This is a genomic window from Paenibacillus sp. FW126-R14 (assembly GCF_058789495.1).
Window position 1 is genome coordinate 24,938 of record NZ_JBYTBS010000001.1, and the last position, 16,405, is coordinate 41,342.

Genomic DNA, 16,405 nt, shown 5'->3' on the forward strand with positions numbered 1-16,405 from the left:
AATGTGAGGTTTAAGGCAATCCGTTTATGGTCCAGTATGATCTTATTTGTTTTCCTTGTTTGTACGTTTACGTTTGAGGCAGGTACGGCACATGCAACGACAGCCAATACGCCCTACAAGACGACCATGGGTGCCATCACGAATATGACCTGGGGCGGCGGTGACGCAAGACCGGGATTTGCCAAGGCAAATGGCTATTTATACTCGGTGTGGGGCCGGGGAAATGCTTTTAAAATGAGAAAAGCTGCGACCTATGCTGGTTTGGAGACAGCGACAGAAAACACAGTAACGGGGATGGATGCAGCGGATTGGGTAGTTGGCCTCTACTATGATAACGCGACCAGTACCTTCTATGTGACGGCGCATGTAGAATATGATTATTTCTTGGGCAGTGTTGCTGCGCATCATTACCGGAAGATCAAGATGTACAAATCGACCGATGGTCTAGCAACGGTAACAAAAGTTGGCGATATCATTACCAGCGATAACTCTGATATTCATGGGTATGTGGATTACACAGGAAACTACTATGATTTCGGTGCAGGCGACCATAATTTCTACGTTGATGAAGCTGGAGGTTACGCCTACATTTTCTATGCCCATGCATGGGCGGATCTGAGATCGCAAGCTTTTGCGGATGGGATGTTTAAGAGTGAACGCGTAGCACGCGCTCCCATCAGTCAGCTCGGTGACCCGAATGCATGGAAGAACTTTTACCTAGGGACTTGGAATGAGCCTGGCCGAGGAGGAAATGCTTCCGATTTGGCTGATGGCACGAATGGATATGTGTTCTACAGCTCTGTCATTGGGAAATATCTGATGGTGTATAACAACACGATTGCATCGGCGACAAGTTTGACGCTGCAAGACTGGACACCTTTGTATACGAATCCGGATTTGACTTGGTTCTACTATGCAACGGCGCTTGATATGGACACCTTCAGTCCTTACATTATCGGCAGTAATGCGATTTATCTCGAATTGACCAGGAGGCGTTCAGCGCCGTTAACCGTCACCAATACGGTCACGAACCGGACTGTCATCGAACCTGCCTATCCTGCGGAATCCGTACCGGACAACAATTATGGTTGGGATTGGACTTTCACGGGAACACCGGCACCGAAGCCTCTGACATATATCATTTCGTATCAATGGCCCTATCAGACGCACACGGCAGGCATTGGCTTCTATTCGGATTATACCGTACCGTATTCCATTAACTATGGGTTTGGTATGCGTATGACCTCAACGGCAGTTGGCGATTATGTGCAATTAACGGTGAACGTGCCAACGGCCGGGACTTATAAATTATACAGCTATAATGCAACGGGACCGGGTGCTGGTGATTTCCAACTCGCCATTGATGGAGTGAATCAGGGAAGCAGCGTATCTTTGTTTGAAGCGTCGCCCGCTCATCCGCAGAATGGCTTAGGCTACAAGAAAACAGATATGGGAACAGTTACCTTTACAACGGCAGGCAATCATACGTTCAAATACACAGTCACGGGGAAAAATGCGGCGAGCACCGGTTATCAATTGTATTTTGATGTGATTAAACTGGTCAATACAACGACAACACCGCCTCCTGCGCCGGCTTTCAGCGATAATTTTGAATCCGGCACGGCCAGTGGCTGGACGACGACAGGTGGAACATGGGCTGTGGTTACCGATGGGTCCAAAGTGTATCAACAAAGCAACTCGGCGGCGGCAGATACCCATGCGCTGAATGGCAATGCAGCTTGGACGAATTACACGTTGAGTACCAAGGTGAAAGTAGATGCATTTGATGCCGGAGGCTATGCAGGTGTAGGGATTGACGCGCGCTATCAAGATGCGAATAACTACTATAACTTTCAATATTACAAGTTGACCGGTGAATTGAAAATCCAGAAAAAGGTCGCCGGCGTGTTCACAACGTTAGCCACCAAAAACTATGCGTTCTCGACAGGGACGTGGTACAACATGAAGGCTGTCCTGAATGGCGGGAACCTCGAGTTCTGGGTGAACGGTAATTTGGAATTGTCGGCAACAGATACTAGCTTCAGCTCAGGTAAAATAGGGCTGAATGCACATCGCGCGAATGCGAAATTCGATGATGTGACTGTGCAGTAGGAGAATTGCAGGATGCTGAAAAGCCCTTTTTAGAGGGCTTTTTTGCGTTAACAGCAGTATCTAGCCCTTTAGGAAAGAGTGCCTAACTTACAAGCATTTCGATTCTCTATCGCATAAGGTGTAATCATGAGAGGGGTGTGTGTGGATTGACGAAAATCACAATCGCTGCAGTCGGGGATTTATTAATGAAAAAGAAGATGATCGCTTCGGCCGCACGGGAAGGCGGATTCGCCTCTATTTTTGCCAAAGTGAAACCATATTTGCGGAACTCCGATTTAACGATAGGCAATCTGGAGACGACATTCTCCGGCAATACATTTCGCGAAGAGCCCGGAAAACTGTTGTTCAACTCCCCGGACAAATTCGCCGCTACGCTCCGGAACTTGGGTTTCGATGTAGTAGGCACAGCCAATAACCATTGTATGGACGGCAAACGATCCGGTTTGAAACGGACATTAAACGTCCTCGATCAACACGGTCTGCGACATACGGGCACATTTCGCTCCGCTAAGGAAGCACGCCGGAAACTGATTGTTAACGTAAAGGGAATCAGAATCGGAATATTGGCTTATACGAAAGGAACGAACGGGATTCCAGTGCCGGAGCCGTGGTTAGTCAACCGGCTAAACCAGAGTAAAATCATAGCGGACGTGCGCAGCTTGAAGAGTAAAACAGATTTTATCATCGCTTGCCTGCATTTCGGGAAAGAATTTCAAACGTATCCCGACCGCAACCAAATCCGGCTCATGCAGCTGTTGTTTAAAAATGGGGTGAATGTCGTGCTGGGAGCACATCCTCATGTACTGCATCCGATAAAAATGTTTAAGGCGAAGGACATCGACGGAAATAGTAGAAATCGGGTAGCGGCGTCTTCTCTAGGAAATTTCGTTTCCACCGAACTTCCCCGGCATACCGCTAGACTGCGAGGAACAATCTTGCTCTTAACCATAACGAAAAATGCACAAGGGGTAACGGATGTATTAAAAATGTCACGTGTGCCAACCCGCATTATGCAAAATATAGGGAAGAAAAATGTTTATCGTGTTGTGCCGGATTGAACGTAACGGATGATTCGTACTCCGACTTGGTGGACAGACGCGAGAAAATACTATCTATCTCCAAGGATATTAGAGCTGGAAAACCGGTCGAAGAACATTGGTGACATTGTCGAAATCATTAAAAACATCGCGGCACAGACGAATTTATTAGCATTAAACGCATCCATTGAAGCAGCACGCGCAGGGGAGCAAGGCAGAGGTTTTGCCGTAGTAGCAAGTGAAGTCCGCAAGCTGGCGGAGCAATCGTCGGAATCTTCCCGCCAGATTGCTGACATGATATCGACGATCCAAGAAGAAACGCATCAGGCTGCGCAATTTATGCAAACTGGAATCAGCGAGGTGAACGAAGGCATTTTTGTCGTCAATATAGCAGGAGTATCATTTGAACATATTGAACGTTCCGTTTCAAAAGTGGCCATTCAAATCCAAGAGGTTGCAGCGGCTGCAGGGCAAATGTAAGATTTAAGGTATAGATACAATTAATTAAACATTTAAGAAGATTATGTACGTCTTTCAACCGTAATCACAGCAAGGAAATTGCTGGTGTTAGCGGTTTTTTTCATTATTGTATGTCCCCGTCGGTATATCGGAACTTACAAGGGGTTGAAGTTTGCGAGCTTGTCCTGTACGCTTGTCATTAATGATGTCACTGAAGGAGAGAAGCTATGTCCGTCTTTGGAAAGCGCTTACATAACTACCTGTTGGGCACAAGTCTTCAGAAGAAGCTTATTATTTTGTTCCTTCCGCTAGCCATAATTCCCCTATCGATTCTAGGCACGTTCTCATACTACAAATCGTCGCAGGTCGTGCAGAAGCAAGTATGCCAGACGATTCTCGAAAGCTTGCAGCAAGTTAATTACAGCTTAAACTATTTTGTGAAAGACATTGAGCAGTTGACGATGTACATCTACAGTAATAAGGAAATACAAGACGTGCTTTCGAAGGAGCCAGATCGTGCGTTAGCTGAAAAGCATCAGGATGAAACAAAGGTCAATGACATTTTGGACACGTTTCTTGGCTTCAAAAACTGGAATATTGCCATCTATTTGCTCGGGGAGAACGGGGACCGTTACTTTACCGGCAATCTCTTGCCGAGTCAATATGACGATTACAATATCAATTGGGGCTTGTTTCGGAAGATGAGGCTAGCTGGAGGAAATATAGTATGGGATACGCACTACAGCATGAAAAAGACGGAAGATTTCGGCATTGTTTTAAGCAGTGGCAGGCTATTAAAAAAGATTGAAACGAACAAACCCCTCGGTTACATGATCGTGGACATTATGGAGAACGCGCTGGCAGACAAATATAACAAGGCGCACCTGCAGCCCGGCGGCCAAATGCTGCTGCTGGACCGAAACGGCTATGTTATATCGAGTACGCCATCGAAGCTTATCGTGGGCACGAGGTTGAACGAGCCCTATTTGGATCAAGTCCTAACCGGCAGTAAAGGCTATTTTGAGCCGTCCTCAAAAGGCAGCGAACCGGTCATGGTCATTTATGATACATCCGAAATTACAGGCTTCAAGCTGGTCAGCATCGTTCCAGTCTCTCAATTGACCAAAGAAAGCAGCAGCATTCGCAACTTGACACTATTCGTTATGTTTTTGTTTGGCGTCGTCTCATGCTGGCTTGCCTATGTATTATCGGTAACGATTACGAACCCGTTGCGCAAGCTCAAAGTACTTATGTACCAAGTGGAAAACGGCAATATGGATGTAGCTTTTACGTCCAAATACAGGGATGAAGTCGGTCAGCTAGGCCTTAGCTTTAACAAAATGGTACATCGGATCAAGCAGCTGATCGACGAAGTTTACAAGAAGCAGCTCATGCTTAAAGAAGCTGAAATTAAGGCGATTCATGCCCAGTTCAACCCCCATTTTCTATATAATGCTTTGGATTCGATCAACTGGATGGCGCGCATTCATAAGATGACGGATATTAGTCGAACCGTCGTCTCCTTGGGAGAACTGCTGCGTTTCAGTATCCGCAAAGGGCAGCCTTTTATCCAGATTAAGGAGGACATGCACCAAATCCATAATTATCTTGTTATTCAAAAAATGCGCCACGGGGATAAACTGGAAGCCGATTTGCAAATTGACGAAGAGATTGAATCGTTGTACACGTTTAAGCTGCTTATTCAACCGATCGTGGAAAATGCGATTACTCATGGCTTGGAAATGAAACCGGGCAAAGGGGAGCTTTTCATTCGAGGCTGGCGAGGCGAAACGTGTGTATGCTTTGAAATTCGCGACAACGGCGTAGGCATGTCTGCCGAATTGGTGGAGCGCATTCTTAGCGGCAGGTTCGAATCGGACAGTGAGTTCAGCACCGGCATCGGCTTAGAAAATTTGCTCAAGCGGCTTCATCTCTATTTTGGCTCGAATTACCGATTCGATATAGAGAGCAAAATTATGCAGGGTACAACCATTCGTATCGAAATACCTATCATGCGCTCAGGGGAGGAACACCGTGTATAAAGTGTTTATCGTAGAAGATGAATGGCTTGTTCTGCAAGGTTTAAAACTGACGATTCCATGGGAAGAGATGAACTGTACGGTGATCGGCGAGGCGAATGACGGACAAGCCGGATTGGAAGGCATTTCGGCCACTTCACCTGACATTGTACTGACGGATATTCGGATGCCAGCCATGGACGGCATTCAGTTGGCAGAAAAGGTGAGAGAGTTATGGCCGCATGTGAAAATTGTTTTTCTGACCGGTTTCGACGACTTTGCTTACGCCCAGAAGGCCGTAAAGCTTGGAGCGTCGGATTTTGTGCTTAAGCCCACCAACTCGGACGAGCTGATGAAGGTCATCGGAGACATTGCGCAAAAGTTGGAAGAGGAGCGCCGTTCGCAATCACAGCAGGATCGGATGAAGCTCAGGTTCGGATGGGAGCAACCGCTAATTGAAGAGAAAGTGCTCTATGATTTGATGCTCGACAATGCGGGTTCATTGGAAAAAGAATGGTTTTTGGAATTCCGTGAAGGTTTCGAAGACGCAGAGGTTGAGCCTGTTTTCCCAGCGTATCGCATATTATTGTTACAAGCGGACGGAAAGACGGCGAATAAAGGGTTGTCGGGCGGTCTGTTTCGCGAACAGTTGAAGGTGCTGGTTGACGAGCTCTCGACGTTCAGTCTAGTGAGGATGAACGAAACGCGGTATGCGATCGTAGCCAATCGTCATGTCGAGCGTGCCGAGCTAAGCGCTGCTTTGAAAGAGTTGATGGCCTTGTTGATCGCGATACCGCAGCGATACATTCTCACAGTAAGCTGCGTCTACTCGACGATCGATTCGATCGCGGAAGCTTATATCCAAGCTATGCACGCCTTGTACCAGACCGTTTTTCTGGGCGGCGAGCAGCTTATCTGGTTTGAAGATATCGAAGGCCAGCAGGAAACGGCGCCTGTGGATGCCAACATGGTGCAGGAGTTGATCGAGTTGGTCAAATGGGGGACGCCAGTTGCTATCGAAAAGCACACAGGGCTATGGTTTACGCAAATCAGCCGCCTTCATCCGGATGGGCTGGAAGTGAGAAGAAGCTTTTTCGAATTCATGGTGACGTTGAATGCCATGCTGCTCCGGGACAATGAACTGCAAAGTCTCGTTATAGATAGCGGGTTTATTCTTGCTTCGGTGGAGCGCGTAGACGATCCGCTGGAGCAGTGGCTAAATAGGTTGAACGCAGCGTTATTCGAATGGAACCGGCAGCATAGAGAGCAATCTGATCTTCAGAAGAAAAGCGGTTTCGAGGAAATTGCAGCCTTCATCGCAAGACACTATGCGGAGGATATTACGCTGCAAAGTATCGCAGAGCGTTATCATATGAGCGAAAGCTATTTCAGCCGATTGTTTAAAAAGCAGATGGGGACCAGCTTTCTCGAATATGTGACGGAGATTCGAGTCCGCCAGGCTAAGGAATTGCTCACGAATCCAAGGCTTAAAATTTACGAAGTATCGATGCAAGTCGGCTATCAAGATTCCCGGTATTTCAGTCAAATATTTCGCAAGTACACAAGTGAGACGCCGACGGAATTTCGCAAGCGGCTCGGAATTGAAAATCTCCCCATATAGACGGCAAATCTTGGGAAGTTAACCGGCGGGGGAACCGAATTGAATGGCAAGTCACGCCGCTAACCAGCTGCGCTATTATGGCGCAGCTGGTTTTATTTTGGACAAAAATTTCAACAAAGACGAAAAATCGTCACATTGAGAGTGCTTACATTCCAACGTATAGTAGTACTAGAGGTTGAAAATACAAACCATATGGAGGGTCAACAAAATGAAAAAAACGGTTACAAGTGTTCTCTTATCTACGCTGCTTGTCGGTTCGTTGGTGGGATGCGGTGAAAAAGAAGCGGCCAAATCGCAACCGGCTCCAAGCTCGGCCAGCGCAGCCTCTACGAAAGCTGGCGGTAAGCTCACGTTGTATTCCCCGAATGCGGCGGAGCTCAACAATCCGATAGTTAAGGAATTCCAGGATCGCACAGGTATTGAAGTACAGCTCATTTCCGGCGGTACGGGAGATTTGCTGAAGCGTGTACAAGCCGAGGCAAGCAATCCGCTGGGCGATGTGTTCTGGGCAGGCGGTGCTGATTCTCTCGAAGCATATAAGAAATATTTTGAACCGTATAAATCCAAAGAGTACGATAACATTTCCCCGCAATATGTAGACAAAAATAATGTGTGGACGCCGTTTGCGGCTTTGCCGATGATCATCATGTACAACAAAGAATTGGTTAAAGCGGGAGAGGAGCCGAAAGGCTGGACGGATCTGCTCGACGCGAAGTGGAAAGGCAAAATCGCCTATGCGGATCCTGCCAAATCGGGATCATCCTACACGCAATTAATTACAATGCTAACGGCGAATGGTAAAGACCAGGGCTGGGATTTCGTGAAAAAGTTTGTGACCAACCTCGATGGCAAAGTGCTGTCAGGATCGGGTCTTGTGTACAAAGGAGTAGCCGATAAAGAATTTGCGCTTGGTGTCACGCTGGAAGAAGCGGCGTACCGTTATGTGGAGGGCGGGGCAAAAGTCGGCATCATTTATCCGGCAGAAGGCACCTCGGCTGTACCGGACGGAGCGGCGATCATCAAAGGCGCTAAAAATATGGAAGCGGCCAAACAGTTTATTGATTTTCTCGTAAGCAAAGACGTACAGACCATCATTCAAAAAGAATTCAAACGCCGCTCTGTCCGTAAAGACGCGGAAGTCGTTCAAGGTATCGCTCAAGCGAAAGATATCAAGCTCGTCGATTATGATTTTGATTGGGCAGCCAGCAAAAAAGACGAAAACATCAAGCGTTTTGGCAAAATCGTATCCGGCCAGGAATAACAAATTGCTTTAACCATATAGGGTGCCTTTCCTGTGGTAGGGGCACCTTTTTTCTAAACATCGGAGGGAATAACATGCAAAAAATTGTCTTTGACCACGTGACCAAATATTTCGGTACCGCCAAGGCAGTCAACGATGCGCATTTTACGATCCAGGAGGGGGAGTTTTTCACCCTGCTCGGCCCAAGCGGATGCGGCAAAACGACGCTGCTCCGGACGATCGCGGGCTTTTATCGTCAGGAGGAAGGCGATATTTACTTCGGCGACCGTAAAATTAATGATGTTCCGACACATGAAAGAAACATTGGCATGGTTTTTCAAAACTATGCGATTTTCCCCCATATGACGGTATTTGAAAATGTTGCTTACGGTTTGAAAGCGCGCAATGTGAATAAGAAAGAAACGGAACAACGGGTCATGGAAGCGTTAGAAATGGTTCAGCTTCAGCACTTGCGGGATCGTGTTCCTTCGAATATGAGCGGCGGTCAGCAGCAGCGGATAGCGCTGGCGCGCGCGATCGTCATCCGGCCGGGGCTGCTGCTGATGGATGAACCGCTGTCTAACCTCGATGCCAAGCTGCGCATCAAAATGCGCTCGGATATCCGAAAGCTGCAAAAGGAATTAAATATAACGACCATATACGTTACACACGATCAGGAAGAGGCGCTTGCGGTCTCCGATCGGATCGCCGTTCTTAGTGAAGGTCAAATTCAGCAAATCGCGCCACCGGAAGATATTTATGCGTTTCCGGCCAACCAATTTGTGGCGAACTTCATCGGTACATCGAATTTCATTCAGGCCGAATGCCTCGGAGGGCAGAACGATCGAGGCGAAGCAGAAATCAAGCTGCTTGGGGCCTCCTTCCGTTTGCCTCTTCTAAAGCCTTACGAAGGCAAAACGCTGTTATCTCTGCGTCCGGAGCGTATCCGGCTGGAAACCGCTCCTGAAGGGGAGCATGTAATCAGGGGGAAGGTAGATACTGTGACGTTCCTCGGGGAGAAGGTCAGTTATTTAATTGAACTACCCGGCGGAGAGATCATTGACGTGCAGGAGCATGCGGTTGAGCCTCACCGCTTGCGCAAGGCGAACGATATTGTTTATGTCAATTTGCAGTTGGATAAGGCGGCGATGTTTGATGAAAGCGGCAAGGAGGCGATCTACCGTGCAAAAAGCTAAACAAAGCCGGTGGTTCTCCTTTAAACAGTGGGATTTCTGGTCTTGGGTAACCTTGTTTATGTATCTCTTTTTGCTGGCCTTTATCGTATATCCGTTGTTCTCTTTGTTGTTTAACAGTTTTTTTGACGACCAAGGCGTATTCTCACTGGTGAATTATGCCAACTTTATCAAGCTGAAGTATTATTACAGCGCGCTGTGGAACAGTTTGCAGGTCTCTGCGCTCACAACGGTGTTCTCGATATTGATCGGGGTACCGCTAGCTTATGTTACTACCCGATATAATGTGAAATTCAAAGGACTCATTCAAATTCTTGTCATCATGTCCTTGCTCTCGCCTCCTTTTATCGGTGCGTATTCCTGGATCTTGATGCTGGGCAACAACGGCTTTTTGACGCGCTTCTTGCATGACATCGGGATTCCGTTTACATCTATCTACGGCTGGAAAGGCATTGTATTCGTATTCACGCTGCAGTTTTATCCGCATATTTATCTCTATGTGTCGGGCGCGCTCAAAACGATTGACACCTCACTGGAGGAAGCTGCGGAAAGCTTGGGCCGCTCCAGCTTCCATCGATTGCGGACTGTGACGATACCGCTTATTTTTCCAACCTTGTCCGCAGGAGCTTTGATGGTGTTCATGGCATCTTTTGCCGATTTCGGAACGCCGATGCTGCTTGGTCAAGGCTTCAAGGTGCTGCCGATTCTGGCGTACGAACAATTCATTAGCGAAATGGGCGGGAATCCCGCTATGGCCAGCACGCTGAGCGTTATCCTAATTTTATGTTCGACCAGTATTTTGTTCTTGCAGCGCTACTTTGTATCCCGCAAAAACTATACGATGACCGGCATGCGGACACCGAAGGTGGAAATGCTGACGCCGCTCTCCCAATGGCTGCTGACCGGCTTCGCCATGTTGGTGTCGATCGTGTCGATCATTCCGCAAGCGACCGTTATTGTCACTTCCTTCATTAAAACCAAGGGACCTGTCTTTCATCAGGGCTTCAGCTTAAACAGCTATAAAGAGATCTTGTTCCGCGTTCCGAAAGCGATTATGAACACGTATACCTTTTCCTTGATATCCATTGTGATTATGGTCGTGATGGGTATGCTGGTTGCTTACGTGTTAGTTCGCCGTAAATCAAAGCTGACTGCGATGTTGGATGGACTTATTATGATTCCATATGTAATGCCGGGCACGGTTCTCGGTATCAGTATGATCATCGCTTTCAATAAGCCGCCAGTTATTTTGACGGGAACGTGGGTTATTCTTGTTATCGCTTACGTGGTGCGCAAGCTGCCCTATACAATCCGCTCAAGTACCGCGATTTTGTACCAACTGGACCGCAGCGTTGAGGAAGCTTCGATCAGTCTGGGCGTGCCGCCGATGAAAACTTTTTTCAAAACAACAGGCCGTTTAATGGCCCCCGGCATTTTGTCCGGTGCCATTTTGAGCTGGGTGACGACCATCAATGAGCTAAGCTCGACGATCGTGCTTTATTATGGAGCGACGGCTACAATCACGGTGACGATTTACAGCGAGGTGTTTACGTCTAATTATGGCACCGGTGCTGCTCTGGCTTCTATTCTGTCGATCACGACGTTGATTTCTCTATTGATCGCCAACAAGCTGAGCAAGAAAGGGCTGCAGCTGTAGCTCTGTGAAGTGGATAGCGAACACATGGCTTCGCCATGATTTCAGAGAAGCGTCATGCTACAATAATAACAATTATTGATGACGAGCTAATCGGAGGAATCATGAAACGGAATAATTGGATCGTATGGAGCATTGCCTTACAATTGGTCGTCATTCTGATTGTCGTGATGATCTTTCAACATAATAAAACGGTCGGTCCGAGCGGCGAATCGGCTCGGGCAACGACGTTATCGGTTTGGGTCTATAGTCAAGGGCTTGAGAACGCGTTGAATGAATTTCATCAAGTTAACCCTGATATTGACATGGATGTGCGGTATTTCCGCTCAAGCGATCAATTATTTACCGAACTCATGGCCGCCATCTCGGCAAACGATGCCCCTCAGCTTGCCGAGATCAAAAGCTTCTATGGCATCGCACAGCTTATCGATACGGAAGCGGTGCTGCCTGTTGACGAGATGGCCTTCCCGCAATGGAACCATTTGCAGTCCTCATTCACGGAGCCTTTTCATTATGGGAAGCAGTACTGGGCGGTGCCCTTCAGCGGCAGCCTGCCATTGCTTTATTATCGGGAGGAGCTGCTGCAGCATGCGCAAAATGGGATATTCGGCAGCTGGGATGAAGTCATCAAGGCGGCTGTCGAAACAAACAGGATCGACAGCGATAGCAATGTCCATGGTCACTGGGGGATCGGCATCGACAAGGAATTGCCTTGGTATTTGGAAAGCTTGAATGTCAAAGCAGGCAATTCGGAAACGAATGAGTTTGGAATATTTGACTCGGCAGCGTCAATGTGGAGCGCTTGGGTACACAGCTTGAAAATTATGAAGCCTCTTACGCATCGCAGAGCCCCTAGCGACTTTATTAACGGCAAAATCGGCTTATTTATTAGTACTTCAGAACAAATGGCGACCGTAGAACGATACATTGGCGGTAGATTCAAATATAGCGCACAGCTGCTTCCAGGAGCCGATCAACAAGGCGTTGCACCCTCCATTGACAGTTTGATTGTGTTGAAATCGACGGAAGCCAAAGTTAAGGCGGCAAACAGGTTTATGGCATACATGCTGGATTCGACGACGCAAGACGCTTTGTGGCGCAGCGTAAGTATGATTCCATCCCGAATCGATGTTTGGCAAAAGCTTCAGCAGGAAGGATCCTGGAGGCCAGTTCAGAAGCTGATTCTTGATGCGGTTCGTCAGTTCGCGGTGAAGAAACCGGCAAAAGAGGATTTTGTGCGATGGGTCACAACGCAATCCGAGTTGGAGCAATTGGAGCAGGAGCCAGACGTACTGATGCGACTTACAGGGAAATGAATACGAACCGGAGCCCATTCATTAGTTTGGCAAACGAATAAGGAGGCAATAAACATGAATATCGAAACTATCTCCATACCGGGCAGCGCTGAATGGAACGAAGATGCCCTTGTCGGTAACGAGCAGCTGCAGCTATATGGGGTTTTGGATGGAGCTACCTCGCTTCTTCCTTATAGAGGACCCCATAATGAAACCGGAGGCTACTTGGCCTCACAGGTGATCAAGCAATATTTGGAATCATTGCGGTCCGAGGATATTGCAGACTTGAATCTTAAACAATTGGTCATACAAGCTAATATCCGTTTAAGGCAAAAAATGGAGGAGGCTGGTATTGATATGTCGGATAAAGCGGCTCTTTGGACGAGTTCGCTTGCGCTTATCCGCATCGAGGAACATTTTGTCGATTTTGCTCAAGTAGGCGATTGTATGATTATTGCGGGTTACGAGGACGGAACGTTTCGCGCAGTATCACGGGATCAGGTCGCGCATATCGATTATCAATCCAAACAAATTTGGGAGCAGGCGATCGCTAACGGCATTGAGAAAAGAGAGGAATTATGGGAGCTGGTCAAGCCAACGATTCTGAAAAATAAATCAAAGATGAACACGATTTCAGGCTATTCTGTGCTAAGCGGAGAACCGCATATGGCCGATTTTATCGAATTCGGCAGAATCAACCGTATTCAGTTAAAGTCGCTGCTGCTTGTATCTGACGGGCTTTTTCCGCATACCGAACGTGGTGGCGAACAGGTTGACGTCATTCAGGAATTGACAGCAGGCGTAAGCCAATTGACGTTGAACGGCTATGCGAATTGGCTTGTGAATACAGAATTATCGGATAAAGATTGTCTGCGGTTTCCACGGTTTAAGGTTTCTGACGATAAAACCGGGATATCGATCGCGTTCTGTTAAAGCCATTTTTACGAAAAAGGCGGCTGCTTGGAGATGAAAATAACGGTCGGAAAAAAGATTATGTTTGGCATTGGTATCATCTTTATGTTAATGGTCGCTATGGCGCTCTTTTCACTCAATCGCATGAATGTCATGAAAGAACGGGTTGATTCGATAACAAACGTTTCTTTGCCAGGCGTTGAACTAAGCAATGAGCTGAATTTTGAGGTCGAGCATGTCATGCGGATGACGCTCATGCATCTGCAAGATACGATGAAAACCGGCAAGGAAAGACAGGAGAGCAGTATCGCACAAACATACCGGAAAATCGACCAGACGCTTGAAAGTTACGATAAAAAGGTTATAGAGGAAGAAGACCGGAAAAATTTGGCGGATTTCAAAAGCAAATGGAGCGAGTTTAAAGAGATCAATCGTCAGACTTTAGAGGTAAGCCGTTCTAACAACGCCGCTAAGGCAGCGCAATTGATCCTTCAAACGGAAGAGTTGAATGTGACGATTCAGGCGATCCTGGACAAGATGAAAATTTTCAACGATGGCGAGGCCGTTCTGGCAACAAATGAGGCAATCGGAGCTTTCACATCTGCCGAAACGGGACTTACGGTGCTGTTAGTCGCCAGTTTGCTCATTACTGCTGCTGTGATTGCGGGCTTGCATGTGTACATCTCTAGAACGCTGCTCAGAGTGACAGCTCACATCGTGCAAGTTTCCGAAGGGGGGCTTGGTTTGCAGCCCTTGCAGGTTAGAAGCAAGGATGAATTAGGACAGCTGGCTAAAGCCGCTAACGATATGGTGGCTCAATTGCGGTCTACTTTCCGGCAAACGCTGGCAACCTCTTCCCATGTCACGGCGTTATCCGATGAGCTGGTATCGAGCGCGAATCAGACGGCCGCATCGTCCAAGCAAGTCGCTGCAGCCGTGCAAGAGGTTGCCGGAGGTGCGGCCAATCAGCTCATCAGCGCTGAAGAAGCCGTCAAGGTGATGGAAGAGATGGCGATCGGCATCGGCCGCATCGCCGAAACGTCATCGGTCGTTTCCGAGAAGTCCGCTGCGACTTCAGTACAAGCAGGACAGGGGGGCGAGGCGATTCGTCAGGTTGTTGCACAGATGGAAATGATTCACGCCTCTACATCGACTACAGAGGCGTATGTCCAGCGCCTCGGACAGCGTTCGGAAGAAATCGGAGCAATCGTTTCGCTTATTTCGGAGATCGCAGCACAAACCAACTTGCTGGCGTTGAACGCCTCCATTGAAGCGGCACGGGCTGGAGCCGGAGGTAGAGGGTTCGCGGTGGTCGCGAATGAAGTGAAAAACTTGTCCACGCAATCCAGCGCTTCAGCGAGCCAAATAGCATCGCTCATTCATGAAATTCAAATGGAAACGAAGGGGACCGTCGAATCGATCCAGAGGGTGGCACGCGAAGTGACAACCGGCATTTCTGTCGCTGAAACGACAAGCGGGAAGTTCGGTGCGATTCTGGACGCCATCCAGCACATTAACAATGAGATTCAAGAGGTATCGGCAATATCCGAACAAATGGCAGCCTCTTCGCAGCAAATTACAGCATCCATTATTTCAACGGCTGCTATCGCCAGGAATTCCAACGATAATACGCAGGCTGTTGCCGGTGCATCTGATTTGCAGCTGGCAGCGATGGGGAAAATATGTTCATCCGCTTCACAATTAAACAATATGGCGGCTGATTTGCAGCATTATTTGCTAAAATTTAAGTTGGAATAGACGCTGCTTGGAAATCGCGAATATCTTCCAACAATTTCTATCCAATATTTGTAATAAATTTAATTCCGATAAATACGATGGGAAAATATTAAATTGTCGTTGACATCCCATTGTTAGGCAGTTAAGATAAGGATACTAACAAGCACTCGTAGCATCTACGGTGGGAAAAAACGGAAATCAACTGGACAACCAGAGATTCAATGGGATTGCCTTAAGGGGCGCCTATTGGGTCTCCTTTTTTTTATCCACGCAATACCGTTCGAGGGGGGCAGCTTTGACAAAATGAGTGCGTTAAAACAAATAAATATTTTCTATGAGCGAAAGGGTGTTCAACAAAATGAGAAAATTTTCAAGATCGAAACTTAGTTTCTCCTTAATAATTGCCACGGCAGTTGTAACGGTATTTACCTATGCTACTGTTTCAGCAAATAAGAAGCCGCAAGATATTGTTCCAGCTTCTGGAACGTCAAGTGCCAACCAAACCGTATCGGTAGAGTCCAACACGCAAGCGAAAGTACAAACGACTTCTGCGAAGGTTGAAGCTCAGCCTCAAGAAAAAGCGAGCGTCACGGCGGAAGTGCAGCCACAAGCGTCAGCTCCAGCCCCAGCACAAGCGATCGACAAGCAGTCCAATGACAAGCAGCTTGCGACGGTAACAACGGCAGCTGTAGCTGCAAAGTCTGAGCAGTCTCCTGCAGCGCCGAAGGAAACGAAAGCCGCCACTCAACAGCAAGTGAGCGAGCCTGCTGCTAAGGCTGAAGTGAATACAAGTGTGGCGACTTCGGCTACACAGCCTAAAGAAGAACCTAAGCCGCAAACAATTGTTGAAACTCCAAAAACTGTAACCCCTGCGCCAACAGCGACGCCGGCAGCTAAGGAGGAGAAAAAGTCCGCCAACTTGGTGAAAAAACAAGAGGTACTGCCGAAAGTGAGTGCTCCTGAGGCAGCTAAATCTTCCAGTACTTCGAGTTCTTCCAGTACTTCTGGTTCTTCGAGTTCTTCGTCCTCTAGTTCTTCGAATTCTTCTAATTCGTCGTCTTCGAGCGAAGAGGACTGCCTGTAGAAAGTGATGATGGCTGCTAATCTATAGCCAATAACCATTCTTT

The 16,405-nt window shown here is 47.6% G+C and carries 12 protein-coding genes; all 12 read left to right on the plus strand.

Going from position 1 to position 16,405, the window contains the following annotated elements:
- Positions 1–3 precede the first annotated feature (3 nt).
- The 12 genes from AC3WRW_RS00090 to AC3WRW_RS00145 all read left to right on the plus strand — a co-directional run bounded on the left by AC3WRW_RS00090 (position 4) and on the right by AC3WRW_RS00145 (position 16,362).
- The gene (locus tag AC3WRW_RS00090) at positions 4–2,112 is read left to right on the plus strand and encodes a 3-keto-alpha-glucoside-1,2-lyase-like domain-containing protein (protein ID WP_492543781.1); all 2,109 of its coding nucleotides are present in this window, start codon (positions 4–6) and stop codon (positions 2,110–2,112) included.
- A 146-nt stretch (positions 2,113–2,258) separates the two neighbouring features.
- On the plus strand, positions 2,259–3,170 hold the full coding sequence (locus AC3WRW_RS00095) for a CapA family protein (RefSeq protein WP_492543783.1): 912 nt from the start codon (positions 2,259–2,261) through the stop codon (positions 3,168–3,170).
- A gap of 9 nt (positions 3,171–3,179) precedes the next feature.
- Positions 3,180–3,629: a methyl-accepting chemotaxis protein gene (locus AC3WRW_RS00100; RefSeq protein WP_492543785.1), complete on the plus strand. Its 450-nt coding sequence runs from the start codon at positions 3,180–3,182 to the stop codon at positions 3,627–3,629.
- Between the two features lie 206 nt (positions 3,630–3,835).
- The gene (locus AC3WRW_RS00105; protein ID WP_492543787.1) at positions 3,836–5,650 is read left to right on the plus strand and encodes a sensor histidine kinase; all 1,815 of its coding nucleotides are present in this window, start codon (positions 3,836–3,838) and stop codon (positions 5,648–5,650) included.
- Positions 5,643–7,247 (plus strand): response regulator, encoded by a 1,605-nt coding sequence (locus tag AC3WRW_RS00110; RefSeq protein ID WP_492543789.1) that lies wholly within the window; start codon positions 5,643–5,645, stop codon positions 7,245–7,247. Before AC3WRW_RS00105 ends, AC3WRW_RS00110 begins: the two co-directional genes overlap by 8 nt.
- Positions 7,248–7,455: 208 nt before the next feature.
- The gene (locus AC3WRW_RS00115; protein WP_492543791.1) at positions 7,456–8,508 is read left to right on the plus strand and encodes an ABC transporter substrate-binding protein; all 1,053 of its coding nucleotides are present in this window, start codon (positions 7,456–7,458) and stop codon (positions 8,506–8,508) included.
- A 74-nt stretch (positions 8,509–8,582) separates the two neighbouring features.
- A complete protein-coding gene (locus AC3WRW_RS00120) occupies positions 8,583–9,683 on the plus strand; it encodes an ABC transporter ATP-binding protein (protein WP_492543793.1) in 1,101 nt (366 codons plus the stop codon).
- On the plus strand, positions 9,670–11,337 hold the full coding sequence (locus AC3WRW_RS00125) for an ABC transporter permease (RefSeq protein ID WP_492543795.1): 1,668 nt from the start codon (positions 9,670–9,672) through the stop codon (positions 11,335–11,337). Before AC3WRW_RS00120 ends, AC3WRW_RS00125 begins: the two co-directional genes overlap by 14 nt.
- A 101-nt stretch (positions 11,338–11,438) precedes the next feature.
- Complete coding sequence (locus AC3WRW_RS00130) at positions 11,439–12,650, plus strand: extracellular solute-binding protein (protein WP_492543797.1); 1,212 nt, start codon at positions 11,439–11,441, stop codon at positions 12,648–12,650.
- Between the two features lie 54 nt (positions 12,651–12,704).
- Positions 12,705–13,562 carry a protein phosphatase 2C domain-containing protein gene (locus AC3WRW_RS00135; RefSeq protein WP_492543799.1) on the plus strand — a complete coding sequence of 286 codons (858 nt, stop codon included), beginning with the start codon at positions 12,705–12,707 and terminating at the stop codon, positions 13,560–13,562.
- A 33-nt stretch (positions 13,563–13,595) separates the two neighbouring features.
- On the plus strand, positions 13,596–15,299 hold the full coding sequence (locus AC3WRW_RS00140; RefSeq protein WP_492543801.1) for a methyl-accepting chemotaxis protein: 1,704 nt from the start codon (positions 13,596–13,598) through the stop codon (positions 15,297–15,299).
- Positions 15,300–15,636: 337 nt separating this feature from the next.
- A complete protein-coding gene (locus AC3WRW_RS00145) occupies positions 15,637–16,362 on the plus strand; it encodes a hypothetical protein (RefSeq protein WP_492543803.1) in 726 nt (241 codons plus the stop codon).
- Positions 16,363–16,405: the final 43 nt, after the last annotated feature.

Bases quoted from the DNA above. Each gene is read 5' to 3' on its own strand.
- AC3WRW_RS00130 (WP_492543797.1), top strand. From the start codon at position 11,439: ATGAAACGGAATAATTGGATCGTATGGAGCATTGCCTTACAATTGGTC.
- AC3WRW_RS00100 (WP_492543785.1), top strand. From the start codon at position 3,180: ATGATTCGTACTCCGACTTGGTGGACAGACGCGAGAAAATACTATCTA.
- AC3WRW_RS00135 (WP_492543799.1), top strand. From the start codon at position 12,705: ATGAATATCGAAACTATCTCCATACCGGGCAGCGCTGAATGGAACGAA.
- AC3WRW_RS00145 (WP_492543803.1), top strand. From the start codon at position 15,637: ATGAGAAAATTTTCAAGATCGAAACTTAGTTTCTCCTTAATAATTGCC.
- AC3WRW_RS00140 (WP_492543801.1), top strand. From the start codon at position 13,596: ATGAAAATAACGGTCGGAAAAAAGATTATGTTTGGCATTGGTATCATC.
- AC3WRW_RS00105 (WP_492543787.1), top strand. From the start codon at position 3,836: ATGTCCGTCTTTGGAAAGCGCTTACATAACTACCTGTTGGGCACAAGT.
- AC3WRW_RS00115 (WP_492543791.1), top strand. From the start codon at position 7,456: ATGAAAAAAACGGTTACAAGTGTTCTCTTATCTACGCTGCTTGTCGGT.
- AC3WRW_RS00120 (WP_492543793.1), top strand. From the start codon at position 8,583: ATGCAAAAAATTGTCTTTGACCACGTGACCAAATATTTCGGTACCGCC.